The 22,245-nt window shown below is 71.5% G+C and carries 22 protein-coding genes; 6 read left to right on the top strand and 16 right to left on the bottom strand.

Translation table 11 applies throughout. The features are described from left to right. Positions 1–48 precede the first annotated feature (48 nt). The 7 genes from J2X46_RS21920 to J2X46_RS21890 form a co-directional block, all read right to left on the bottom strand. Positions 49–3,795 (bottom strand): 5'-nucleotidase C-terminal domain-containing protein, encoded by a 3,747-nt coding sequence (locus tag J2X46_RS21920; RefSeq protein WP_310254369.1) that lies wholly within the window; start codon positions 3,793–3,795, stop codon positions 49–51. Between the two features lie 170 nt (positions 3,796–3,965). Further along, a complete protein-coding gene (locus J2X46_RS21915) occupies positions 3,966–4,925 on the bottom strand; it encodes an FUSC family protein (RefSeq protein WP_310254367.1) in 960 nt (319 codons plus the stop codon). A 116-nt stretch (positions 4,926–5,041) separates the two neighbouring features. Next, positions 5,042–5,659, bottom strand: coding sequence for a YceI family protein (locus J2X46_RS21910; protein ID WP_310254365.1), 618 nt, complete (start codon positions 5,657–5,659; stop codon positions 5,042–5,044). A gap of 99 nt (positions 5,660–5,758) precedes the next feature. Further along, positions 5,759–6,037, bottom strand: coding sequence for a muconolactone Delta-isomerase (gene catC / locus J2X46_RS21905; RefSeq protein ID WP_310254363.1), 279 nt, complete (start codon positions 6,035–6,037; stop codon positions 5,759–5,761). Positions 6,038–6,043: 6 nt separating this feature from the next. Next, on the bottom strand, positions 6,044–6,925 hold the full coding sequence (catA, locus tag J2X46_RS21900; protein ID WP_310254361.1) for a catechol 1,2-dioxygenase: 882 nt from the start codon (positions 6,923–6,925) through the stop codon (positions 6,044–6,046). Positions 6,926–6,984: 59 nt separating this feature from the next. Further along, positions 6,985–8,085, bottom strand: a complete 1,101-nt coding sequence (locus J2X46_RS21895; protein WP_310254360.1) for an enolase C-terminal domain-like protein — start codon at positions 8,083–8,085, stop codon at positions 6,985–6,987. Further along, positions 8,082–9,023 carry a LysR substrate-binding domain-containing protein gene (locus J2X46_RS21890; protein ID WP_310254359.1) on the bottom strand — a complete coding sequence of 314 codons (942 nt, stop codon included), beginning with the start codon at positions 9,021–9,023 and terminating at the stop codon, positions 8,082–8,084. Before J2X46_RS21890 ends, J2X46_RS21895 begins: the two co-directional genes overlap by 4 nt. Before the next feature lie 191 nt (positions 9,024–9,214). Here J2X46_RS21890 and J2X46_RS21885 point away from each other — a divergent pair, with 191 nt between their 5' ends. Then, positions 9,215–9,808 carry a DUF6529 family protein gene (locus J2X46_RS21885; protein WP_310254357.1) on the top strand — a complete coding sequence of 198 codons (594 nt, stop codon included), beginning with the start codon at positions 9,215–9,217 and terminating at the stop codon, positions 9,806–9,808. 19 nt (positions 9,809–9,827) lie between these two features. On the opposite strand, the gene J2X46_RS21880 is transcribed toward J2X46_RS21885, so the two are convergent. The 8 genes from J2X46_RS21880 to J2X46_RS21845 form a co-directional block, all read right to left on the bottom strand. Then, positions 9,828–11,177, bottom strand: a complete 1,350-nt coding sequence (locus tag J2X46_RS21880; protein ID WP_310254355.1) for an MFS transporter — start codon at positions 11,175–11,177, stop codon at positions 9,828–9,830. Between the two features lie 96 nt (positions 11,178–11,273). Beyond that, positions 11,274–11,813, bottom strand: coding sequence for a nuclear transport factor 2 family protein (locus J2X46_RS21875; protein ID WP_310254354.1), 540 nt, complete (start codon positions 11,811–11,813; stop codon positions 11,274–11,276). 1 nt (position 11,814) lies between these two features. Continuing rightward, positions 11,815–12,456 (bottom strand): CoA transferase subunit B, encoded by a 642-nt coding sequence (locus J2X46_RS21870; RefSeq protein WP_310254353.1) that lies wholly within the window; start codon positions 12,454–12,456, stop codon positions 11,815–11,817. Further along, positions 12,453–13,244 (bottom strand): CoA transferase subunit A, encoded by a 792-nt coding sequence (locus J2X46_RS21865; RefSeq protein WP_397215658.1) that lies wholly within the window; start codon positions 13,242–13,244, stop codon positions 12,453–12,455. Before J2X46_RS21865 ends, J2X46_RS21870 begins: the two co-directional genes overlap by 4 nt. Then, positions 13,244–14,014, bottom strand: a complete 771-nt coding sequence (pcaD, locus tag J2X46_RS21860; protein WP_310254351.1) for a 3-oxoadipate enol-lactonase — start codon at positions 14,012–14,014, stop codon at positions 13,244–13,246. Before pcaD ends, J2X46_RS21865 begins: the two co-directional genes overlap by 1 nt. After that, positions 14,014–15,228 (bottom strand): acetyl-CoA C-acetyltransferase, encoded by a 1,215-nt coding sequence (locus tag J2X46_RS21855; protein ID WP_310254349.1) that lies wholly within the window; start codon positions 15,226–15,228, stop codon positions 14,014–14,016. Before J2X46_RS21855 ends, pcaD begins: the two co-directional genes overlap by 1 nt. A 70-nt stretch (positions 15,229–15,298) precedes the next feature. Further along, on the bottom strand, positions 15,299–15,856 hold the full coding sequence (locus J2X46_RS21850) for an ATP-binding protein (RefSeq protein WP_310254347.1): 558 nt from the start codon (positions 15,854–15,856) through the stop codon (positions 15,299–15,301). A 132-nt stretch (positions 15,857–15,988) separates the two neighbouring features. Continuing rightward, positions 15,989–16,423 (bottom strand): adenylyltransferase/cytidyltransferase family protein, encoded by a 435-nt coding sequence (locus J2X46_RS21845; RefSeq protein WP_310254344.1) that lies wholly within the window; start codon positions 16,421–16,423, stop codon positions 15,989–15,991. Positions 16,424–16,500: 77 nt separating this feature from the next. Here J2X46_RS21845 and J2X46_RS21840 point away from each other — a divergent pair, with 77 nt between their 5' ends. Beyond that, positions 16,501–17,028, top strand: a complete 528-nt coding sequence (locus tag J2X46_RS21840) for a hypothetical protein (RefSeq protein WP_310254343.1) — start codon at positions 16,501–16,503, stop codon at positions 17,026–17,028. A gap of 61 nt (positions 17,029–17,089) precedes the next feature. Further along, positions 17,090–17,968 carry a LysR substrate-binding domain-containing protein gene (locus tag J2X46_RS21835; protein WP_310254341.1) on the top strand — a complete coding sequence of 293 codons (879 nt, stop codon included), beginning with the start codon at positions 17,090–17,092 and terminating at the stop codon, positions 17,966–17,968. A gap of 10 nt (positions 17,969–17,978) precedes the next feature. On the opposite strand, the gene J2X46_RS21830 is transcribed toward J2X46_RS21835, so the two are convergent. Continuing rightward, complete coding sequence (locus tag J2X46_RS21830) at positions 17,979–18,824, bottom strand: IclR family transcriptional regulator C-terminal domain-containing protein (RefSeq protein WP_310254340.1); 846 nt, start codon at positions 18,822–18,824, stop codon at positions 17,979–17,981. Positions 18,825–18,969: 145 nt separating this feature from the next. On the opposite strand from J2X46_RS21830, the gene J2X46_RS21825 reads away from it, so the two are divergent. The 3 genes from J2X46_RS21825 to catA (J2X46_RS21815) all read left to right on the top strand — a co-directional run bounded on the left by J2X46_RS21825 (position 18,970) and on the right by catA (J2X46_RS21815) (position 22,083). Next, on the top strand, positions 18,970–19,542 hold the full coding sequence (locus J2X46_RS21825; RefSeq protein ID WP_310254338.1) for a flavin reductase family protein: 573 nt from the start codon (positions 18,970–18,972) through the stop codon (positions 19,540–19,542). Between the two features lie 67 nt (positions 19,543–19,609). Then, positions 19,610–21,193: a 4-hydroxyphenylacetate 3-hydroxylase N-terminal domain-containing protein gene (locus J2X46_RS21820; protein WP_310254336.1), complete on the top strand. Its 1,584-nt coding sequence runs from the start codon at positions 19,610–19,612 to the stop codon at positions 21,191–21,193. Positions 21,194–21,204: 11 nt separating this feature from the next. After that, positions 21,205–22,083 (top strand): catechol 1,2-dioxygenase, encoded by an 879-nt coding sequence (catA, locus tag J2X46_RS21815; RefSeq protein WP_310254334.1) that lies wholly within the window; start codon positions 21,205–21,207, stop codon positions 22,081–22,083. Positions 22,084–22,245: the final 162 nt, after the last annotated feature.

The following is a 22,245-nucleotide window of genomic DNA, read 5'->3' as shown; positions in this document are numbered from 1 at the left end:
CGCGACCTGTGCGGTGGCGACAGGGCCGAAGGACCCGAGGCGCTCCCGTCAGTTCTGGGTGAGCCTCCCCTCGACCTGCGGGTCAACCGGGCTGTTGGCCCCGACGTAGTCCATCGCGATCTGCATCAGGTCGTCGCCGGGCTGCAGGACGTTGGTGCCCTGGGCGAAGATCGTGTAGCCGTCACCGCCGGTGTACATGAAGTCGTTGGTCACCAGCCGCACCGAGTCACCGTCGGCTATGGGCGTCTGCGTCCCGCCGATCCCGTCCGGTGTCTTCCACATGCCGTCGACCACCGGCGTGGTGCCCTCGCAGTGGAACGTCGCACGCAGCCCGGAGACCTGTGGGAAGCGCCCGGTGGCGATCGCCGGGTTGCACACCGGCGAGAACCCGTTGAGGAACGCCTGGCGCAGCTGGGCACCGGTGAGGGTGAGGATCGTGGTGCGGTTGCCGAACGGCAGCACCGCGAACATCTCGCCCCACGTGATCTCGCAGGGGGCCTCGCCCGCGCTCGGCGGCGAGCAGACGAGGTCCTGCCGGAGGCCACCGGAGTTGGTGTACGCCGCGTCGATGCCGGGGTACTTCCCGCGCATCGCGTCGGCCACCATGTTGCCCATCTCCGACTCGTGCAGCCGGGTCGGGTCGCGAAGGACGTCGTTGGCCTGCGTGCCGATGACCTGGTTGCGCAGCACCGCGGTCTGCGCGTTGGCGTCGTCGACGATCGCCTGGACGTCCGCACGTCCGGTGACGCCGAGCGTCTTGGCGACCCGGGTCGCGCCGCCGGCCCACGCCACGTCGCCGTTGCGCACCATCAGCTGGAGCACGGAGTACGACGCCCCGGCGTTGACGCCCTCGGTGATGAGGATGTCGCCGCGCATCAGGTTCGAGACCCGGTGCGTGTGGCCGACCACCATCGCGTCGACGGTCGTGTCCTGCAGCGCGTCGGCGATGTCGAGGATGGGGCCCTCCCACGCCGCGCCCGGCGTGTTGCCGGTCGGGTTGCTGCCCAGCGCCGTGCCCTGGTGGATCACCACGACCTGGACCTTCACGCCCATCCGGCGCAGCCGCTCCGACTCCGCCTTGATGCGCGGGCCCTCGTCGAGGAACTCCAGGCCCTCGGTGGCGCCGGCGGCGACGAGCTCCGGGGTCTCCTTCAGCCCGGCCCCGATCACACCGACCTTCACGCCGTTGACCCGGAACACCTTCGAGGGCGTGACCCAGTCGGGTGCCTCTCCGGTGTCCGCGTCGACGATGTTGGTGGCCAGGAACGGGAAGTCGGCCCGCGCCTGGTGCTGCAGCAGCCGCGCGACGCCGTAGTCGAACTCGTGGTTGCCGTACGACGTCGCGTCGAGGCCCCAGGCGTTCTCCACGTCGATCGCGGGCATGTCCTCCAGCAGCGCCGAGTTCGGGGGAGAGGCGCCGACGTTGTCACCGCCGGCGAGGATCAGGCCCTGGCCCGGCAGGGCCGAGAGTTCCTCGTCGAACATCGTGGCGAGGAACGACGCACCGCCGACCCGCGCGTTGATCGCGTTGTCGTAGGCCCGCGTCGTCGGGTCGAGCTGGCCGTGGAAGTCGTTCAGCCCGACGATCGGCACGGGCGTGTACGTCTTTCCCTCCTCCGACACGTCGAGGAGGACCTTGCCCTGGCTGTGCTGCGGCTCGGGGATCCCGAGCAGGAACGCCAGCGTCGGGGCGAGGTCGATCGACCGGGCGGTCACCTTGCCGTGGCCGATGCCCTCACCGCCGGCGAGGAAGGTCGCCCGCATGTTGACGTTGGCGTCGAGCACCTGGACGTCGGGGACGTAGCCGTGCTGGCCGAAGAAGTGCGACGGCGCGACGAGCGTGCCCGGGGTCTCCGCGTCGAACTGGTAGGGCGGGTAGGCGAAGACCACGAGGTCGCCGGTGCGGGTCGGGTGCGCCATGTCGGCGGTGCTGCCCGGACCGTTGGGGATGTAGCGCGACTCGGCCTTGGTGAAGGCGCGGTCGATGACGGTCCACCCCTCGGGGTTGCCGTCGTGGGTCCAGTCGTTGGGGTCGGTCAGGCCGAGGTACTTCGCCTTGATGGCCGCGACCGTGGCCGCCTCGTCGGCGGCCGCCACCTGCTGGAGGCCGCCTCCGGCCGGGTCGCGCCCGGCGAGGTTGAGGTAGATCTGCAGCGCGCCGCCGGCCCAGCAGGCCTTCGCCTTGCCGATCGTCTCACCGGTGGCAGTGCGGCAGTTCGAGGTCTGCGGCTTAGACAGCAGGCCCATCTCCACCAGTGGAAGGCTGGCGTCGACGGCGAGGAACTGCGGCGCGAAGCCGTGGTCGGAGCCGACGAACGTGGTCGGGTCCTTGCCGACCAGCGACCGCGCCAGGCGCAGCGTCTGGTCGGACTCCTGGTAGGCCTCGCGGATGAACGCCGACCGCTCCTTGACTCGACCGTCCTTGACGCCGTCGAGGTCCACGTCGTCGTACGCCGGGTTGGCCGCGCCGTTCGGCAGCTTCTTGCTGATCAGGCCGAGGAACTGGTGCTGGAACTCGTCCGTCGTCGGCATGCCGACCATGAGCAGGTCGGGCTGGTAGGTCTCGGCGATGTACTCCAGCATCGGCCAGTGGCCGGTGGACCAGTAGAGGCCCTGCTGGACGTAGGTCTCCTCGCTCGTGACGCCTGCCTCGAGGATCGCGAAGTCGGCCGCGGTCGAGGTCGGGAACTCGGCGGCGAGGTACTCGTCGAAGTCGGTGTAGCCCGGCTCGCCCGGCCACGTCGGCCAGCTGGCGATCGCGCGGGTCACCGAGGTGTGGAACAGCCGGACGCGGGAGAGGTCGGAGGAGAGGGTCTCGACCTTGACCAGCATGCCGGCGGTCTTGCCGGCCAGCGCGCCGCCGACGATCTTCACCTTCACGTCGGCCCACTCGCCCTGCTTGAGGTCGCCGACCGCGTCGGCCCCGCTCTTGGTGGGGGAGAAGAGCACGCGGTCGTACTTCGTGCGGCCGTCGTTGCGGCTGTCGTAGATGTAGGCGTTCAGGCCGTACTTGTCGACGCCCGCGTCGAGCACCCGCAGCCGCATCTCCTTGGCGGGGCTGTACGACGTCGGCACGCCGGACCAGCCGGTGGCCGCGGTGGGGGCGGCGGCGGCGAACGGCGCCTGCCCGGCGTAGCCGGCCGGGTGGTCGAACTGGAGGCCGAAGGAGGTGATGAAGGGCGCGTCGTCGAAGAGCGCGTCACCCTTCTGGCCGATGAAGTTGGTGGCCACGCCGCGACCGGAGAAGAAGCTCTGGAAGTCGATCGTCGGGCCCTGGATGGAGGCGTTGCGGCCACCGGCCCACTCCATCTGGGCGACCTCCAGCCCGCCGCGCTCGGCGGCCTGGGCGATCGACTCCGCCTGCAGCACGCCGTTGTCGAAGGCGGCGGTGCGGTTGGTGCCGAACGGGTCGCCGTTCTTGTGGAAGGTGTTGTTGGTCGAGCCGGTCACGCCCGGCCAGGCGCCGGTCGCCATCGTGTACCAGCCGGCGCCGGTGTTGGGCGGCGCCTGGGTGAGCATGCCGTTGCCGCGCGCCTTCACGCCGTTCTTGAGGAACTTCCTCATCGTCGGCATCACGCCCTGGTCGGCGTACTTCTCGACGAGGTCCTGGCGCATGCCGTCGGAGGCGAAGAAGACGGCCTTGTCGGACGTCGAGTGCGACGACGGATGGTGCCCGCCGCCCTTGTGGGCAGACGCCGCGGGCGCAGGCCCCACGGCGAAGGCGGCGACGGCGGCAGGGGCCACGAGGGCCAGGGTTGCTGCGGCGACGACGGGACGGCGGTCTGAGCGGAACACGGCACCCTCCAAGGCGACGTGGGAGCCCATCCCTCAGCGTGCAGCGGCTCCCCCGGGGATGGGATCGAACCTCCACCCGCGCCCCGGCGGCGTCAAGGCCCCCGCTTGGGTATGTGCCGCGCGCAGGCTGGGCGCCGCGTGCCCGGTCCAGACCGGGCTTCAGGCGGTGGTCAGCGAGCGACCTCGTCGCGCCCGTGCTCGACGAGGATCAGCATCACTGCGACGACGGCACCGATGAAGGTCTCGACGCCTCGGTCGAAGAGGAGCGCGCCGGGTCCCTGCGAGGAGCCGAGCTGGCCCATCAGCAGGGCCATCGGGGTGATGAACAGCATCGCGATGCCGTAGTTCCGGCCCACCACGAGCTCGGTGACGATCTGCAGCACGACCACGACGAGCACGAGCGGCACCGGGTCGAGCCCGAGCAGCAGCAGGGGAGCGGCGACGAGCAGGCCGAGCAGCGTGCCGACGATGCGGTGGCTGGCGCGCAGCACCTGGTGGTCGCGACCGCTGACGCTGAGCGGCGCGGCGGCGGCGACCATCGCCCACCATGGGTGGCCGATGCCGGCCGCGGTCGCGGCACCACCGGCGAGGGTCACCACGACGACGTACCGCAACGGGTCGACGTACCGGGGAGCACGCAGCGGCGGGGGAGAGGTCCAGGGCGTACGCCGCGCGACGGCGCCGACGTTGCCGATCACCACGGCCAGGGCTGCGCTCGCGGCGGAGACGGCCAGCGCGACCGGGACGTCGGAGAAGCCGGCCGGTGCGGAGGCGACCGTGCCGAAGGCGAAGATCGCGAAGAGCGGCCCGGACGGGTGCCAGTCGAAGACGGTCGACGCCACCGAACCGCCGGCGGCGACGAGGGCACTGAGGAGCACCAGGGTCCACGGACCCACGCCGACGGCGGAGACGAGGGCGCCGAGCCCGACGGCGGCGACGAGGGTCAGCCCGGCCGTGGCCTGCATGACGGCCCGCGGCAGGTGCACCCGGCTACGGCCGTAGAGAGCGGTGAACGCACCGAAGGCGGCGTAGACCGCCCACGAGGTGTGGCCGGTCACGACGAGCGTGAGCAGCGGCACCGCCACGCTGAGGCCGGCGCGCAGGGCGACGCGGTGCTGGCCGGGCGGCACCGGGTTCAGCCGCAGCAGGCTGCGGGTGAAGGACGCCGTGGAGGAGACAAGGAAGCGCGCACGCGCCCGGACACCACCGGGTCCGGGCTCGTGCGCGCTGCTCGTGGGGGACGTGATCAGGCGCTCTTGATCGCGGAGACGTCGAACTCGAGCTTGATCTTCTCGGAGACCAGCACGCCGCCGGTCTCGAGGGCCGCGTTCCAGGAGAGGTCCCAGTCCTTGCGGTTGATCGTGGTCGCGCCCTCGAAGCCCACGCGGGTGTTGCCGAACGGGTCGACGGCGGTGCCGGTCTCCTCGAAGGGGATCGTGACGGGCTTGGTGACGCCCTTGATGGTCAGGTCGCCGGTGATGGTCCACTCGGCGCCGTCGCGCTCGACGTCGGTCGAGACGAAGGTGATCGCCGGGAAGTTCTCGACGTCGAAGAAGTCGCCGGAGACCAGGTGGCCGTCGCGGTCGGCGGTGCCCGTCGAGATGCTCGCGGGGCGGATGTTGATCGTGACGGACGAGGCGGCCGGGTTCTCGGCGTCGACCGTGGCGGTGCCGTCGAAGTCGGCGAACTGGCCGCGGACGGTGGTGACCATCGCGTGGCGGGCCGAGAAGCCGAGGCGGCTGTGGCTGGCGTCGATGACGTAGGCGCCGGTGATCGAGTCGCGCTCGAGGACGGCGACGGGGGCGGCGGGGGCGGCCGGGGCAGCCGGGGCGGCGGTGGGCTTGTTGCGGCGGAAGATCGACATGGGGGCTCCTGGGAGGTCGGGTGCGTCAGTTAGTTGACGATTCAATCAACCTAACGACGCACCCGCCCTGCCCATTCCCGGTTCCGTGTGATCTGGGTCTCAGACGATCGACGAGGGGTGCTGCGCGAGCGGCGTGACCTGGATGTCCATGTAGGGGAACAGCGGCAGCCCGGAGAGCAGGTCGTGGAGCGCGTCGTTGGACTCGACGTCGAAGATCGAGACGTTGGCGTACTCCCCGACGACGCGCCACAGGTGCGGCCAGCGACCGGAGTGCTGCACCTCCTGGGCGTACGCCTTCTCGCGGGCGACCAGGTCGGCCTTGACCTCCGGATCCATGTCGAGCGGGATCCGGACGTCCATGCGCACGTGGTAGAGCATCGGCGATCAGGCCTTCGCGGGGTCGAGGACGAAGCCGTAGGCCACTGTCGCGGACCCGTCGGCCTGCTGCTGCGGGTCGAGGACGAGCTCGGGCTTCACCGCCGAGGCGATGTCGTCGTCGTTGTGCTCGTCGCCGGGGAAGTAGAGCTGCGCGGTGAGCAGCTCGTGGTCGGGGGCCGAGACCTTGACGTGCAGGTGGGCCGGACGCCAGGCGTGCCAGCCGGCGGCGGCGATGAGCTTGCCGCAGGAGCCGTCCGTCGGGATCTGGTACGGCGCAGGCTGCACGGTCGTGATCTCGAAGAACCCGTCGGCGTCGGTGGTGAAGGAGCCGCGCAGGTTCCACTCCGGGATGCCGGGGGCGAACTGCGAGTAGAAGCCGTCGTCGTCGGCGTGCCAGAGCTCGACCTTCGCGCCGCCGAGCGCGGAACCGTCGGTCGAGGTGACCTGGCCGCTCCACACGAGCGGCGTACCGCCCTCGCCGTCGCGCATCGGGATGGTGCCCTTGGCACCCTGCTCGGGGGCGTTCGGGACGTAGTAGGGGCCCTCGATCGAGCCCTTGTTGCCCTCGCGGTGCTCGGTCGCGACGTCCTCCACGACGTGCTCGAGCCACACGTCGAGGAAGAGCGGCCACTCGCCGTCCTCGCCGACGTTGATCAGCCACGCCTTGAGGGCGTTGAACTCGTCGTAGGTGACCTTGTGCTTGCGCACGGTCGCGTAGATCGCGTCGAGGACCTCGCGGGCCACGGTGTCGACGCGCTCGGCGGGCACGTCCTTGACGGCGTCGAAGGGCGACTTGTCGGCGTGGAAGCGCTCGGTGGCGCTGGCGCCGGACGCTGCCGCGCTGGCCGTCCCGGTCTCGTTCAGGCTCTCGTTCAGGGTGGTGCTCATGGTGGTGCTCCTCGGGTGGGGTGGGTGCTGGTGTACGTCGGGTGGGTGGGGATCGCGCGTCAGTCCTGGCGGTAGCGCGCGAGCTTGTCGGGGTCGAGCACGGCGCCGAGGCCGGGCCCGGAGCGGGCGACGAGCTCGCCGCCGTGGATCTCGAGCGGCTCGGCGAGCAGGTCGTCGGTCATGTCGAGGAAGTTGGAGAGCTCGCCGGCGCGGCGCGAGGTGAGCTCGAAGGCCGAGCCGAAGGCGACCGAGCAGAGCGAGCCGAGCTGGCCGTCGATCTGGTTGCCCATCACGAGCTCGATGCCCAGGCCCTCGGCGAGGTGGTGCACCCGGCGGCTGGTGGTGAAGCCGGTGCGGGCGGTCTTGATGCTGGCCGCGGTGGCGGAGCCACCGAGGATCTCGCGGGTCACCTCGGCCGGGGTCACCACCGACTCGTCGGCGATGAAGGGCACGTCGAGCTGCTTCACGAGCCAGCGGCGCCCGACCACGTCGTCGGCGGGGCACAGCTCCTCGGCGAAGGTGAGGCCGAGGTCGGCCATCTCCTTCATCGCCCGCGCGGACTCGGAGGCGGACCAGCCGCGGTTGCCGTCGACGTACAGCTCGACGTCGTCGCCGAGGCCCACGCGCAGGGCGCGGACGACCTCGGTGTCCAGGCGGACCGGGTGGCGCCCGACCTTCACCTTGAAGGTGGTGATGCCGTAGGTGTCGCGCATCCGCTCGGCCTCGGCGACCATCGCGGCGGGCTCGTCGAAGCCGAGCATGTGGGAGACGCGCATCCGGTCGGTGTAGCCGCCGAGCAGCTCGGTGACGCTGTAGCCCAGCGACTGGCCGAGGGCGTCCCAGATGGCCATGTCGAGCGCGGACTTCGCCGTCGGGTTGCCGACCGTGCGGGACAGGCGGGCGTGGATCTGCTCGCGTTCCATCAGGTCGAGCCCGACGACCTGGCCGGAGAAGATCGAGCCGATCACCGCGATGATCCCGGCCTGGGTCTCGCCGTAGGTGAAGGGCCGCGGCGGGGCCTCGGCGACTCCGACGACGCCGTCGTCGGTGGTCACGCGCACGAGCACGTGCTCGGCGACGTGCACCTCGCCGCTCGCGAACTTCAGCGGCTTGCGGTAGGGGATGGCGAACGGGATCGCCTCGACCTGGGTGATCTTCATCGGACGGCCTCGTCGAGCTCGGTGGCGGAATCGGGGGCGGAATCGGGGGTGGTGGGGGAGAACAGGCCCGCGGCCTCGAGCACCTCGAGGACGGCGAGCAGGGCAGGGTCGGTGTCGTCGGTGCGCCACGCGAGGGCGAGGTCGAGGTACGCCGCATCGCTCACGTCGCGGAACACCACACCGTCGAGCGGCGCGGCGCGCGTGGCGGCCGGCACGAGCGCGACGCCGAGCCCGGCGGCGACGAGGGGCAGCATCACGGTGGTCCCGGGTGCCTCGTGGGCGACGGTGGGGGTGAAGCCGGCCTCGCGGCAGCTGCGGAGGACGGCGTCGTTCACCACCGACCGGCTCCCGACGAACAGGATGAAGTCCTCGGTCCGCAGGTCGGCCATCGACACCTCGGCCTTCTCGGCGAGGGGGTGGTCGGCAGCGACCGCCAGCACGAGCGGGTCGCGGGCGATCGTGCGCAGGGTCAGCGCGTCGCCGGACGTGGGCGGACGCAGCACGCCGAGGTCGAGGCTGCCGTCGGTCAGGCCGGCGACCTGGGCAGGGGTGAGCAGGTCGGCGTGGATCTCGAGGGCCATGCCGGGCAGCTCGCGCTTGACGGTGCGCGCGATCCGCGGGAGCAGGGTGTGGGCCGCGGACCCGGTGAAGGCGATGCGCAGCAGGCCCTGGCGACCCTCGGCGATGCGTCGTACTCCCCGGACGCTGTCGTCGATCGCGGCCAGGATCCGGGCGGCCTCCTCGCGGAGGAACTCGCCGGCCGGGGTGAGGTCGACCTGGCGGGTGGTGCGCACGAAGAGCGGGGTGCCGAGCTCGCCCTCGAGCTGGCGGATCGCCTGGGAGAGCGCGGGCTGCGCCAGGTGGAGGCGGTCCGCGGCACGGCCGAAGTGCTTGGTCTCCGCGACGGCGGCGAAGTAGCGCAGGTGGCGCAGCTCCACGGTCGTGCCTCCTCTTCTGTCCAGGTCGGGACCGGGGTGACGACGGTCACCCGTCGCGCGATTGATTCACGGTAGGTCTGGATATTCATCGAGGACAAGGACTTGTTCCGCGATGATTGATAAGCCTGAGATATGGATCTCCGCGCTGCTCCATCTGTCCCGCAGCGGCTCGGGCGGAGGATCCTGACCCCATGGCCGACCATGCGGCAGCCCGCAGCCCGGGGAGCATGACCGTCCCGCTGGCGGCGTTCGCCGCCGGCGCGGTCGTCGCGGTGCTCCTCGGCGTCTTCGGGCGGGTGCACGACCCGACGCTCAGCGGCACCACCGACCTCGGCTTCCGCACGGTCATCGAGATGAAGGTCGCGGTGTCGCTCGTGATCGCGGTGCTGGTGGTGCTCCAGCTGGTCAGCGCCCTTTGGATCTACGGACGGATCGGCGGACGGGCGCCGACGTGGCTCGGCACGGCCCACCGGGTCTCAGGGACGCTGACGCTGCTGCTCGCGGTCTTCGTCGGCTACAGCTGCCTCTGGGCGCTCGGCCTCGAGGTCGGCCACCTCCACACCGGCGAGCCCGTGCCGCTGCGCGCGGTCGTGCACGGCGTCCTTGGCTGCGCGGTCTTCGGCGCCGTCGTGGTCAAGCTGGTCGCCGTGCGCGCGCGACGGGCGCCCGGCTGGTTCCTGCCGGTGGCCGGCGGGCTGCTCTTCACGCTCCTGGTCGCCGTGGTGGTGACGTCCGCTGCCTGGTACGTCGTCGAGCGCGGCTGGCCGAGCCCCAGCGGCTACTGAGGCCCGGCCTGCCGAGGACTCAGCCCTCGCGCGACTCCGTGAGGCTGTCGCGGAAGGTCTCCGGCGCCAGCAGCGCGGAGACGAACGTGATCCCGGCGAGCACGACGACGTAGATGCCGACCGGCCACGAGGCGCCGTTGGCCGACGCGGCGAGGCTGACGGCGATCAGCGGCGCGAAGCCGCCGAAGATGATCGCGGCGAACTCGCGGCTGACGGCCGCGCCGCTGTAGCGGCTGGCGGTGCTGAACAGCTCCGACAACACCACGCCCTGCACGCCGAACATGATGCCGACGCTGCCGCCCTGGGCGAGCGCGAGGGCGAGCATCGCGAGCACCGGCCGGCCGCTGTCGACCAGCGCGAAGAACGGGAAGGCGAACGCGATGGCGTAGAGCGCGCCGACCATCAGCACGGGGCGTCGGCCGAAGCGGTCGGAGGCGATGCCGGCGAGGGGCGCGGTGATCATCACGACGAGCCCGGCGACCAGCAGGCCGGTGGTGCCGGTGACCCGGTCGTAGCCGTGGTCGGCCATGTAGGACAGCGCGAAGACCTGGTAGAGGTGGCTGAAGGACAGCGGCGCGGCGACGAGGCCCATCACGAGCAGCAGGCTGCGCCACTGGGTCCGGACGAGGGTGAGCAGCGGGGCGGTGGCGGGCGCGGCGTCCTCGGTGACCTCCTCGAAGGCCGGGGTCTCCTCGAGCTTGAGCCGGATCCAGAGGCCGAGGGCGATCAGCAGCAGGCTGGCGAGGAACGGCAGCCGCCAGCCCCACGCGGCGAACTGCGCGTCGCTGGTCAGCGACGTGGTCAGCAGCAGGGCGCCCGACGACAGCACCAGCCCGAGGTAGACGCCCGCAGCGGAGAACGACCCGAAGAAGCCGCGACGTCCGGGCGGGGCGTACTCGACGGCGTACACCGAGGCGCCGCTGTACTCCGCGCCCGAGCCCATGCCTTGGAGGAGGCGCAGGACGACGAGCAGGACGGGCGCGGCCATGCCGATCATCGCGTGGGAGGGGATCAGTGCCATCGCCGTGGTCGAGAGGCCCATCAGCATGAGGGTCGCGATGAGCGCCGGGCGGCGGCCGTGCTTGTCGCCGATGTGGCCGAAGACCATCGCGCCGACCGGACGGGCCACGAAGCCGACGCCGAAGGTCGCCAGCGACAGCAGCAGCGAGGTCGAGTCGGAGGCGCTCGGGAAGAACACCTGGCCGAAGACCAGCGCGGCGGCCGCGCCGTAGAGGAAGTAGTCGTACCACTCGAGCGCGGAGCCGAGCAGCACCGCGGTGCAGACCCGCGCGAGGGTACGACGGTCCGCGACCGGCCCCGTCGGGTCGGGCGTCGGCGGGGAGCTCGGGGTCGTGAGGGTGTGGGTCATGGGGGTCTCCGGATCGGATGGGCGCGCGGGCGCGCTCGGACAGCGCCGGCACGTCGTCGTACCGGGCGGGACTGGTCTGCCGTCAGGCGTGGACGGTCAGGTGTCGGCGGGGAGCCGTTCGAGGGTGCGAGGGTCGGCCGCGGCGCGGGCCGGGGCCCAGCCGTAGCGGCCGGGGGCCCAGTCCTCGTCCCCGGGCACCCAGTAGAAGAACGTCACGCGACGCTCGGCGAAGCGCCACCGGCCGTCGTCACCACGGACCATCTGGTCCTGGTAGCGCCCGGCGGCGATGTGGGCGCGACCGTCGACGACGCACGGCTGGTCGAGCCACGTCGCTCCGGTCGCCGCGTGGGCCGGTGAGCCCACGAGGTCGATGGTCTCGTTGGACGAGAAGTGCCACCAGGCCGACAGCGAGCCGTCCTGGAGGTCGGCGAAGAACGTGCGCAGCTCGTCGTGGCCACGCGCCGTGGAGAGCCCGACGAAGGCGCCGTCGGGGGTGAAGAGGTCGACCAGGTCGTCCCAGCGGCCGTCGTCGAGGGCCTGGCAGTAGTGCGCGCGGAGCTGCCCGATGGCGTGCAGGTCCTCCAGGCGACGCACGCGTGCGGCCAGGTCCTCGTCGACGGACACGGGGGTCGTCATGTCAGACCCCGACCGGCACCCGGACCGGTGCACCCGTCTTCTCGGTGATCTCCTCGACCGTGACGCCGGGCGCGAGCTCGACGAGCTCGAAGCCGTCGCCGGCGACGTCGAGGACGCCCAGGTCGGTGATCACCCGGTCGACGACGCGGCGGCCGGTGAGGGGCAGCGTGCACTGGTCGACCAGCTTGGCCGCCCCGTTCTTGGACACGTGCTCCATCAGCACGATCACCCGACGGGCGCCGCTGACGAGGTCCATCGCGCCGCCCATGCCCTTCACCATCGAGCCGGGCACCATCCAGTTGGCCAGGTCTCCGGCCATGGAGACCTGCATCCCGCCCAGCACGGCGGTGTCGATGTGGCTGCCGCGGATCATCGCGAAGCTGAGCGAGGAGTCGAAGAACGACGCCCCGGGCAGCACGGTGACGGTCTGCTTGCCGGCGTTGATCAGGTCGGGGTCGACCTCGTCCTCGTAGGGGTAGGGGCCGACGCCGAGGATGCCGTTCTCGGCGTGCAGCGTGACCGTCGAGTCCGCCGCGAGGTGGGCGGGGATCATGGTCGGCAGGCCGATGCCGAGGTTGACGTACTCGCCGTCGTGCAGCTCCTGGGCGGCGCGGGCGGCCATCTCGTCGCGGGTCCAGCTCATGACAGGGCCGCCTCTCGGGGTCGGGTGGTCAGCTTCTCGATGTCCTTCTCGTGCGCCTGCGCGGGCGTCAGCTCGACGATGCGCTGCACGAAGACACCGGGGAGGTGGACGTCGTCGGGGTCGATGTCGCCGATCTCCACGACCTCCTCCGCCTCGACAATGGTGAGGCGGCCGGACATCGCGGCCGGGATGTTGAAGTTGCGGGCCGAGGCGTGAAAGACGCAGTTGCCGGCGCGGTCCACCTTGGCCGCGCGGACGAGCGCGACGTCGGTGACGATCGACTCCTCGAGCACCATGTCGACGCCGTGGAAGGTCCGCACCTCCTTGGGCTCGGAGGCCAGGGCCACCGTGCCGTCGGGGTGGTAGCGCCACGGGAGGCCGCCCTCGGAGACCATCGTGCCGACGCCGGTCGGTGTGAAGAACGCCCCGATGCCGGCACCGCCGGCGCGCATCCGCTCGGCGAGGGTGCCCTGCGGGGTGAGCTCGACGGTCAGCTCGCCGGCGAGGTACTGCCGGCCGAACTCCTTGTTCTCACCGACGTAGGACGCGATGACGCGAGTGATCCGGCGGGCCTCGAGGAGCAGGCCGAGACCCGCACCGTCGACACCGCAGTTGTTGGAGACGACGGTGAGGTCGTCGGCACCCTGGTCGAGCAGAGCGCTGATCAGCGTCCACGGGATGCCGACGAGCCCGAAGCCGCCGACAGCCAGGCTGGAGCCGGGCGCGACGTCGGCGACGGCGTGCTCGGCGCTGGGGACGACCTTGTCGATCTTCTTGGAGGTGCCCATCACTTCGCTCCCAGGTGCTCGATGATCGTGGCCGCGACGGCCGCCGGCTGCTGCGCAGCGGCGAGGTGCGCCGCGTCGGGCACGACGACGAGCCGGCCGTCGACCACGCCGTCGGCGATCTCCTGGAGGTACGACGGCGGCGTCGCCGGGTCGTCGGCTCCGGCGATCGCGAGGGTGGGGGCCTTGATCTGCGCGAGGTCGGGCCGCAGGTCCATCGCGGCGATGGCCTCGCACGAACCGGCGTACCCCTCGGGGGAGGTCGCCGCGCACATGGCCACGTGGTGCTCGCGGACGTCCGGGTTCTGCTCGAGGTAGTCGGGCGTGAACCAGCGGCTCACCACGCCCTCGGCCACCGAACCGGTGCCCTGGGCGCGGACCTGGGCGGCGCGCTCGGTGTAGGCGGGGCCTACCTCGAGGAAGGCGCCGGTGCACAGCAGGACGAGGCGGTCGACCCGCTCGGGGTCGCGGGCGGCGAGGCGCATGCCCATCATCCCGCCGAGCGACAGGCCGACGAGGTGCGCCCTCTCGATGCCGAGGCTGTCGAGCAGCGCGACGTAGTCGTCGGCGAGGTCGTCCATGGAGTAGGGGCCGGGCGCCTCGGGCGACTGGCCGTGCCCGCGGGTGTCGTAGCGGACGATGCGGAAGTGCTCCTCGAGCGCGGGGAGCACGCCGTCCCACATGCGCAGGTCGGCGCCCATCGAGTTGGAGAGGACGACGACGGGCGCGTCCTCGCGGCCGGTGACGACGTGGTGGACCTTCGCGGCGCCCATCACGCGACCCGCTCGAAGATCGCGGCGAGGCCCTGGCCGCCGCCGATGCACATGGTCTCCAGCGCGTAGCGCGACTCGCGGCGCTGCAGCTCGTGGGCCATGGTGGCGAGGATGCGCGCGCCGGTGGCGCCGACCGGGTGGCCGAGAGAGATGCCCGAGCCGTTGGGGTTGAGCCGCTCGTCGGTCGGGTCGACCTTCCACTCGCGCAGGCAGGCCAGCACCTGGGCGGCGAAGGCCTCGTTGAGCTCGATCAGGTCGATCTCGTCGAGGGTGAGCCCGGCGCGGTCGAGGGCGGCGGCGGTCGCGGGGACCGGGCCGATGCCCATCACCTCGGGGCCGACGCCGGCGACGGCCCACGACCGCAGCGCGAGCAGCGGGCGCAGCCCACGGCGCTCGGCCTCCTCGCGGGTGGTCACGACGCACATCGCGGCGCCGTCGTTCTGGCCGCTGGCGTTGCCGGCGGTGACGGTGGACGCGGCGTCGAGCTTCTCGCGCACCGGGCGGAGTCCGGCCAGCTGCTCGAGGGTGGTCTCGGGACGGGGGTGCTCGTCGCGGTCGACGACCACGTCGGGCTTGCCGCGGCGGCCGGGGACGGTGACCGGCACCAGCTCGTCGGCGAACCGGCCGGCCTCGTGGGCGGCGCCGGCGCGCTGCTGGGAGCGGACCGAGAGCTCGTCCTGCTCCTCGCGCGAGATGTCGTACTCCTTGCGGAGGTTCTCGGCCGTCTCCAGCATGCCGCCGGGGACCGGGTGGTCCTTGCCGCCGGCGGTCTCGCGAGCGCGGACCAGGCGGTCCATCAGCTCGACGGACCCACCCTTGACGCCGGTGCGCAGGCCGAGCGCGTAGTGCTCGACGTTGGACATCGACTCGGCGCCGCCGGCGACGATGAGGGTGCCGCCACCGCTGGCGATCTGCGAGGCGGCGTAGAGCACGGCCTGCAGGCCGGAGCCGCAGCGGCGGTCGAGCTGGAGTCCCGGGACGCCGGTGCCCAGTCCGGCGTCGAGGGCGGCGATGCGACCGATGGCGGGGTTCTCCCCGCTGGGGTAGCAGTTGCCGAGGATGACGTCGTCGACGTCGCCCTCCTGCAGGCCGGTACGACGCACCAGCTCGGCGAGGGTGGTCGACGCGAGGTCGACGGCGGACAGCGAGGCGAACGCGCCGCCGTAGCGGCCCACCGGGGTGCGCACGGGTTCACAGATGACGATGTCGGGCATGGATCGAACCTAATCGTGACGTTCGATACAGTGAAGTATCTGTTTGGGAGTCACTGAGACGTCTGACGTCCTAAAGGCTCAGGGGCTGGTCGAGGCGCGGCAGGGTCGGCCAGCGCTCGCTCGCCCAGTGGAGCCAGGTGTCGAAGCCAGCGGGCGGGTCGGGCACCGGCGCGTAGGACAGCTCGTCCGTCGACGGCGGCTGGTACGACGCCAGCCACCGGTCGTGGTCGTCGTCGGTCATCGGGAACGTGGTCTCGGGCGCGGTCTCCCAGCGGGCCGCCGCCCGGGACCGACGCTCGGCCTCGTCCAGGCTGACGTGCTGGAGGTCGAAGCGACCACCGGCCGACTCGGCGACCACGCGGATGGCGTACCTCTCCTCGGGCGACCAGCACCCGAAGTCCAGCACCGCGCCCGCGCCGCTGCACAGCACCTCGTGGGCGACCCAGATCATCCGCCCCTCGAGGATGTCGCGGCGCCCGCCCGCGTCGTTGTCGCCGAACAGGGGAGCCATCCAGTCGTCCGGCGTGAGCCGCACGATCCGCTCGGCCTCCGCAATCCGGCGCGCCAGCGTCGTCTTGCCCGCACCCGGCAGGCCGACGGTCAGGTGGAGCACCGGCTGGGAGGTCACGGCCCGATCGTGGCACGGCTCGGCTCCGGTGCAGACCGCCCGGCGCGTCGGACGACCAGAAGTCTCGAGGTGCTGCGCGACTCAGCGTGGTGCCGGCCGGGCGCGGGGAGTTGTGGTCGTCCGACGCGCCGCTCAGTGACCCGAGGCATCGAGCACCCTGCGGATCACCTCGGTAGTCGACAGGTCGGTGGTGCGGGGGACGGCGACGTACCTCCCGGACGCGACGGCCGGGCCGTAGATCGTCGTGGCGGCTTCGGGGGAGAGGTCGTCGCCGTGGACCACCGTGGTGATGGCGTGCTCGTCGAGGAACTCCTGGGTCACCTCGAACGGGGCGTCCGGGACGACCTCGTCGACGTATCGGCAGGCCTCGATCACCGCGACGCGCTCGGCGAGGGTCATGATCGGCCGCCTCTTGTACGCCCTTGCCGTCTCGTCCGACAGCACGCCGACGACCAGCTGGTCGCCGTGCCTCCGTGCCTCCCGCAGCAGGGCGACGTGGCCGGCGTGGAAGAGGTCGCCGACCATGTCGACGTACACGCGAGCGGAGCCCTGGTCGTCCGGAAGCATGCGCGTGAACCTACCTTCGGCCCTTGCGACCGGCGATCAGTCGACGCGACGATGTGGTTCCAGGGGGAGGGAGACGCATGGACGTCAGCAGGGGTACGGCTCGCGCACTGGTCGCGGGGACGGTGGGGGCGCTGCTCGCGCTGCCGGGCACGGCGACGGCGGACTCCGCCGCGTTCGACGACCCCGTGGGCGACTCGGTGTCGGTCGACATCACGCGCGTGCGGGTCGTGCACGAGAACGCGGTCAAGGTGAGCGTCCGGTCGGACGTGCCGCTCGACGCGGGCCAGGTCTACTCGTCCTGGATCGACACCGGGACCGGGCCGAGGCCGACTTTCCACGTCTCGTTCCGCGCGAACTCCGACTTCGGCAGTGGCCTTGCGGTGACCAAGTTCTTCGGGGAGCGCCCGACCCGGATCGTGAAGTGCCCGGGCATGCGCGCCCACGCCGACATGTTCGACGACAAGCCGGTCTCCGTCCGGATCCCGCGGAAGTGCCTGGGCGACCCGAAGCGGGTCCGGGTGGCGGTGAAGTTCGTCGACGAGGACTCGGGCTCGGTGGACTGGGCGCCTGCGCGCCGCACCTTCGGAGCTTGGGTCTCGCGCTGACCGTCGGTGATATGCGCGATCACCCAGTTCTGATCCATTCACACTCTGCGAGTATGAGTGAATGGAACTGCGCCACCTCCGCTACTTCGTCGCCGTCGCCGAGCAGCGGCACTTCGGCCGGGCCGCCGAGCGGCTCCACATGGCGCAGCCGCCGCTCTCCCAGCAGATCCGCCAGCTCGAGGCCGAGCTCGGCGTCACCCTGCTCACCCGCACGACCCGGCGCGTCGACCTGACCCCGGCGGGGGCGGCCTACCTCGACCATGCCCGTGAGATCCTCGCCGCCGTCGACGAGGCCGGTGCGGTCGCGGCCCGCATCGCGGCCGGTCGTACCGGGCGGCTCATGGTCGGCTGCGTCGGGTCGGCGACGTACTCCCTGCTCCCGGTCCTGGCGAAGCGGATGCGCAGCGAGCTGCCCGAGGTCGACTTCGGCTTCCGTGGCGAGATGCTCTCGCCCGACCAGGCGAGCGCCCTCCACGACGGGTCGCTCGACCTCGCGCTGCTGCGCCGGCTGCCCGACAGCTCCGGGCTCAACGTGGCGCCGGTGCGCCACGAGGGCCTGATCGTCGCGCTGCCGCAGGAGCACCGCTACGCCGGTCGCAAGCGGCTGCGCGTCGCCGACCTGGCCGGGGAGGGGCTGATCATCCACGCGGGCAACGGGCGCTCGGTGATGCACTCGCTCGTCCACGACCTCTTCGCCGCCGCGGACGTCGACCTCCAGGTCGTGCACCAGGTGGCGGAGACCTCGACGCTCGTCACCTTCGTCGCCGCGGGGCTCGGCATCGCGGTCGTCCCCGAGCCGACGTCCGTCCTCAACGTCCCCGGCGTGGTCTACGTGCCGCTCGTCGGCACGTCGGGCGTCGACCTCGTCGTGGCCACGCGCGCGGGCGACACCAACCCGGTGCTCGCGCGGACGCTGGCTCGCCTGGTCGAGCTCACCTGACGGCTCCCCGTCAGAAGAACCCGTCGCGGACGGTGGGTGTGAGCCGCCCTCGGCGGTTGGCCAGGAGGGCCAGGTCGCGCTCGACGCCGGCCGCGACCTCGAGCATCACCGGGACCACGTCGCGGGTGACCTCCTCGGGCGACGTGCGGCTGCTCGACGTGGAGTACGCCAGCGCGGCCACCACGTCGCCGGACGGCTCGCGGACGGGCACTGCCGCGGAGAGGAAGCCGCGCTCGAGCTCGCTGTCGACCACGGCGAACCCCTGGGCACGCACCTCGTGCAGGCTGTTGCGGAAGTCGATCTCGGAGGTGATCGTGCGCGGCGTCAGCGCGGTGAGGCCACTCGCGACGATGCGCTCCACGGTGGCCGCGTCGCCGTACGCCGCCAGCACGCGGCCCATCGACGTCGCGTGGGCCGGGAGGCGCGTGCCGACGTCGACGTTCAGGCTCAGCACCCGACGCACGTGGACGCGCGCGACGTAGACGACGTCGGCCCCGTCGAGCTGGGCCAGCGAGGCGGACTCGCCGGTCAGCTCGGTCACCCGCAGGAGGTGCGGCTGCACCACCTCGACGATGGTGTGGGTGGCGGCGTAGTGCTGCCCGATCGTCAGGACCCGCGGCGTCAGTGACCACCGACTGCCGTGCGGGGCGACGTAGCCGAGCTTCTGCAGCGTCAGCAGGATCCGGCGCACGGCGGGGCGCGACAGGCCGGTGGCGGACGCCAGCTCGGCGAGGGTCGGGTCGGGGAGGTCGGTGTCGAACGCGAGCAGGACCGCGAAGCCGCGCTCGATGCTGGTGATGATGTCGCGCTCCGAGACCTCCGGACCACCGGACGTCCCCGCCACCTCGTCGACCATGTCGTCCTCCCACTGAGTCGATATCGCATGCGTACCAATGCGTGGGCTCCCACCCGTTGACTTCACCTGTGACGGCCGCCACAGTCGAAGTACGCACCGCGTACAGATTGTACGCACAGCGTACATCCACTGGGAGGTGGACACGATGGATCCCCGACTCCTCCGCAACGCGTTCGGCCAGTTCGCCACCGGCGTGACCGTGGTGACCTGCACCAACGACGAGGGCGAGCCGCACGGAGCGACCGTCAACGCCTTCACCGCCGTCTCGCTCGAGCCGCCGCTGGCCCAGGTCACCCTGGGCCGCACCGCCAAGGCGTGCGAGTACCTGAAGGACAACGCTTTCACGATCAACGTGCTCGCGGCCGACCAGCTCGACGTCGCGTGGCACTTCGCCGGCCGACCGGCCGACGAGCCGCCTGCCTGGGGAGAGGGACCCACCGCTCCGCTCCTCGAGGGCACGGCCACGACGATCTCGTGCCGGCCATGGCGGACCTACGACGGCGGCGACCACCTCATCGTCATCGGCGAGGTCACGGCCGTCTCCATCAACGACCGCGACCCGCTGCTCTTCCACGGCGGTGCCTTCCGCCATCTGTCCCCGCTCGAGACCGGCGTCCACTGGGGCGGCTCGATCGACAACCCGGACAGCGGCTGGTTCGACGCCACCGCCACCTTCACGCCGCTCGCTGCGTCGGCAGCCCTGTCGACCAGCGCCTGACCACCCGCACCACCACCCGCACCACCACCCGCACCACCACCCCGCATCACTTCCGAAGGGAACCCTCATGACCGCGACACAGGAACGTCCCCTCAGCACCGTCGAGGAGGGCGTCAACGACGTCCGCCCGATGACCGGCGCCGAGTACATCGAGTCCATCCGCGACGACCGGGAGATCTGGATCTACGGCGAGCGCGTCGAGGACGTCACCGAGCACCCCGCGTTCCGCAACCCGGTCCGGATGACCGCCCGCCTGTACGACGCCCTCCACGAGGACGCCGTGAAGGGCACCGGCGTGCTCACGGTGCCGACCGACACCGGCAACGGCGGCTACACGCACCCGTTCTTCCGGGCACCGCACAGCTCGGCCGACCTCGTCGCGGACAAGAACGCCATCGAGGCGTGGGCCCGCCAGACCTGGGGCTGGATGGGTCGCAGCCCCGACTACAAGGCCAGCTTCCTCGGCACGCTCGGCGGCAACACCGAGTTCTACGCACCCTTCGAGGACAACGCGAAGCGCTGGTACAAGGAGAGCCAGGAGCGGCTGACGTACTGGAACCACGCGATCATCAACCCGCCGGTCGACCGCGACCTGCCGCCCGACGAGGCCGGTGAGGTCTTCATGCGGGTCGAGAAGGAGACCGACGCGGGCGTCATCGTCTCCGGTGCCAAGGTCGTCGCGACCGGTTCGGCGATCACCAACTACAACTTCATCGCGCACTACGGGCTCCCGATCAAGAAGAAGGAGTACGCGATCGTCTGCACCGTCCCGATGGACGCGCCGGGCGTCAAGCTGATCTGCCGCCCGTCGTACACGATGCAGGCCGACGTGATGGGGAGCCCGTTCGACTACCCGCTCTCGAGCCGGATGGACGAGAACGACACGATCTTCGTCTTCGACAAGGTGCTCGTGCCGTGGGAGAACATCTTCGTCTACGGCGACGTCGACAAGATCAACGGCTTCTTCCCGCAGTCCGGTTTCATCCCGCGGTTCACCTTCCACGGCTGCATCCGGCTCTCGGTGAAGCTCGACTTCATCGCCGGCCTGCTCCTCAAGGCGCTCGAAGCCACCGGCAGCAAGGACTTCCGCGGCGTGCAGACCCGCGTCGGCGAGGTCATCGGCTTCCGCAACGCCTTCCGCGCGCTGGCCGACGCGATGGCGCTCAACCCCGACGAGGGGCCCAACGGCACGGTGCTGCCGAAACTCGACTACGGCCTGGTCTACCGACAGCTGATGATCCAGGCCTACCCCCGGGTGAAGGAGATCATCCAGCAGGACGTCGCCTCGGGCCTGATCTACCTCAACTCCAACGCGATCGACTTCAAGACCCCCGAGGTCCGGCCCTACCTCGACAAGTACGTCCGTGGCTCCAACGGCTACGACGCCGTCGACCGCGTCAAGGTGATGAAGGCGCTCTGGGACGCCGTCGGCTCCGAGTTCGGCGGCCGCCACGAGCTCTACGAGCGCAACTACTCCGGCAACCACGAGAACGTGAAGGCCGAGATCCTCTTCGCCGCCGAGGCCCAGGGGGAGACCGAGGCCATGAAGGGCTTCGCGGAGTCGATGATGGCCGAGTACGACCTCGACGGCTGGACCGTGCCCGACCTGGTCAACCCCACCGACGTCAACCGCATCCTCAACCGGAACTGAAGGAGAACCCGATGACTGCCACGCAGGACAACCCCACCACGTCGCCCACCACGTCGCCCACCGCGGCCGGCTCGGGCGCCAACGCCAGCGAGAACTTCAAGGCCACCGCGGCCACCCGCGACGTCGCCGACACCCCGCCCGAGCGGGTCGCCGCGATCGTCACCTCGATCCTCGAGGGCGTGCACGGCGCGATCGCCGAGCACGACGTCACCTACCCGGAGTTCCAGGCCGCCAAGGCGTGGCTGATGGAGGTCGGCGAGGGAGGGGAGTGGCCGCTCTTCATGGACGTGTTCGTCGAGCACGCCGTGGAGGAGCAGGTCGCCAAGGCGCAGACCGGCACCAAGGGCTCGATCCTCGGCCCCTACTTCCTGCCCGACCAGGCCCGGCTGTCGTCGACCTGCGAGCTGCCGCGCCGCGACGACGAGCAGGGAACTCCGCTCGTCCTCGAGGGTCAGGTGCGCGACACCGACGGCACGCCGCTCGCCGGCTCCGAGGTCGACATCTGGCACGCCGACTCCGACGGCTACTACTCGGGCTTCGCCCCGCACGTGCCCGACGGCAACCTGCGCGGCGTCGTGGTGACCGACGAGGAGGGCCGGTTCGCGATCCACACGATCCAGCCCGCGCCGTACCAGATCCCGCACGACGGCCCCACCGGCCAGCTCATCGAGGCCGCCGGGTGGCACCCGTGGCGTCCGGCCCACCTGCACATCCAGGTGCGCGCCGAGGGGCACCGCACGATCACCACGCAGCTCTACTTCGCCGGTGGCGACTACCTCGACTCCGACGTCGCCGAGGCGACCAAGCCGGAGCTGGTGCTCGACCCGCAGGACGACGGCAGCGGCACCCGCCGCAGCACCTACGACTTCGAGCTCGAGCCGACCGCCTGAGCCGCAGTCCCCGCAGGACCCCCGGTCGTGGGGGGGGGCCCCCCCCCCCCCCCCCCCCCCCCCCCCCCCCCCCCCCCCCCCCCCCCCCCACGCAGAGACCCCCACCCCCCCCCACAGGGGCCGCCCCCCCCCCCCCCCCCCCCCCGCCCCCCCCGCCCCCCC

The organism is Nocardioides sp. BE266 (genome assembly GCF_031457855.1).
GTDB lineage: Bacteria > Actinomycetota > Actinomycetes > Propionibacteriales > Nocardioidaceae > Nocardioides.
The sequence above is the reverse complement of the archived record's forward strand: the minus strand, read 5'-3'. Positions and strand labels throughout refer to the sequence as shown.

Bases quoted from the DNA above. Each gene is read 5' to 3' on its own strand.
- J2X46_RS21910 (WP_310254365.1), bottom strand. From the start codon at position 5,659: ATGTCGATCTTCCGCCGCAACAAGCCCACCGCCGCCCCGGCTGCCCCG.
- catC (WP_310254363.1), bottom strand. From the start codon at position 6,037: ATGCTCTACCACGTGCGCATGGACGTCCGGATCCCGCTCGACATGGAT.
- catA (WP_310254361.1), bottom strand. From the start codon at position 6,925: ATGAGCACCACCCTGAACGAGAGCCTGAACGAGACCGGGACGGCCAGC.
- J2X46_RS21895 (WP_310254360.1), bottom strand. From the start codon at position 8,085: ATGAAGATCACCCAGGTCGAGGCGATCCCGTTCGCCATCCCCTACCGC.
- J2X46_RS21885 (WP_310254357.1), top strand. From the start codon at position 9,215: ATGGCCGACCATGCGGCAGCCCGCAGCCCGGGGAGCATGACCGTCCCG.
- J2X46_RS21880 (WP_310254355.1), bottom strand. From the start codon at position 11,177: ATGACCCACACCCTCACGACCCCGAGCTCCCCGCCGACGCCCGACCCG.
- J2X46_RS21875 (WP_310254354.1), bottom strand. From the start codon at position 11,813: ATGACGACCCCCGTGTCCGTCGACGAGGACCTGGCCGCACGCGTGCGT.
- J2X46_RS21870 (WP_310254353.1), bottom strand. From the start codon at position 12,456: ATGAGCTGGACCCGCGACGAGATGGCCGCCCGCGCCGCCCAGGAGCTG.
- J2X46_RS21865 (WP_397215658.1), bottom strand. From the start codon at position 13,244: ATGGGCACCTCCAAGAAGATCGACAAGGTCGTCCCCAGCGCCGAGCAC.
- pcaD (WP_310254351.1), bottom strand. From the start codon at position 14,014: ATGGGCGCCGCGAAGGTCCACCACGTCGTCACCGGCCGCGAGGACGCG.
- J2X46_RS21855 (WP_310254349.1), bottom strand. From the start codon at position 15,228: ATGCCCGACATCGTCATCTGTGAACCCGTGCGCACCCCGGTGGGCCGC.
- J2X46_RS21845 (WP_310254344.1), bottom strand. From the start codon at position 16,423: ATGCTTCCGGACGACCAGGGCTCCGCTCGCGTGTACGTCGACATGGTC.
- J2X46_RS21840 (WP_310254343.1), top strand. From the start codon at position 16,501: ATGGACGTCAGCAGGGGTACGGCTCGCGCACTGGTCGCGGGGACGGTG.
- J2X46_RS21835 (WP_310254341.1), top strand. From the start codon at position 17,090: ATGGAACTGCGCCACCTCCGCTACTTCGTCGCCGTCGCCGAGCAGCGG.
- J2X46_RS21830 (WP_310254340.1), bottom strand. From the start codon at position 18,824: ATGGTCGACGAGGTGGCGGGGACGTCCGGTGGTCCGGAGGTCTCGGAG.
- J2X46_RS21825 (WP_310254338.1), top strand. From the start codon at position 18,970: ATGGATCCCCGACTCCTCCGCAACGCGTTCGGCCAGTTCGCCACCGGC.
- J2X46_RS21820 (WP_310254336.1), top strand. From the start codon at position 19,610: ATGACCGCGACACAGGAACGTCCCCTCAGCACCGTCGAGGAGGGCGTC.
- catA (WP_310254334.1), top strand. From the start codon at position 21,205: ATGACTGCCACGCAGGACAACCCCACCACGTCGCCCACCACGTCGCCC.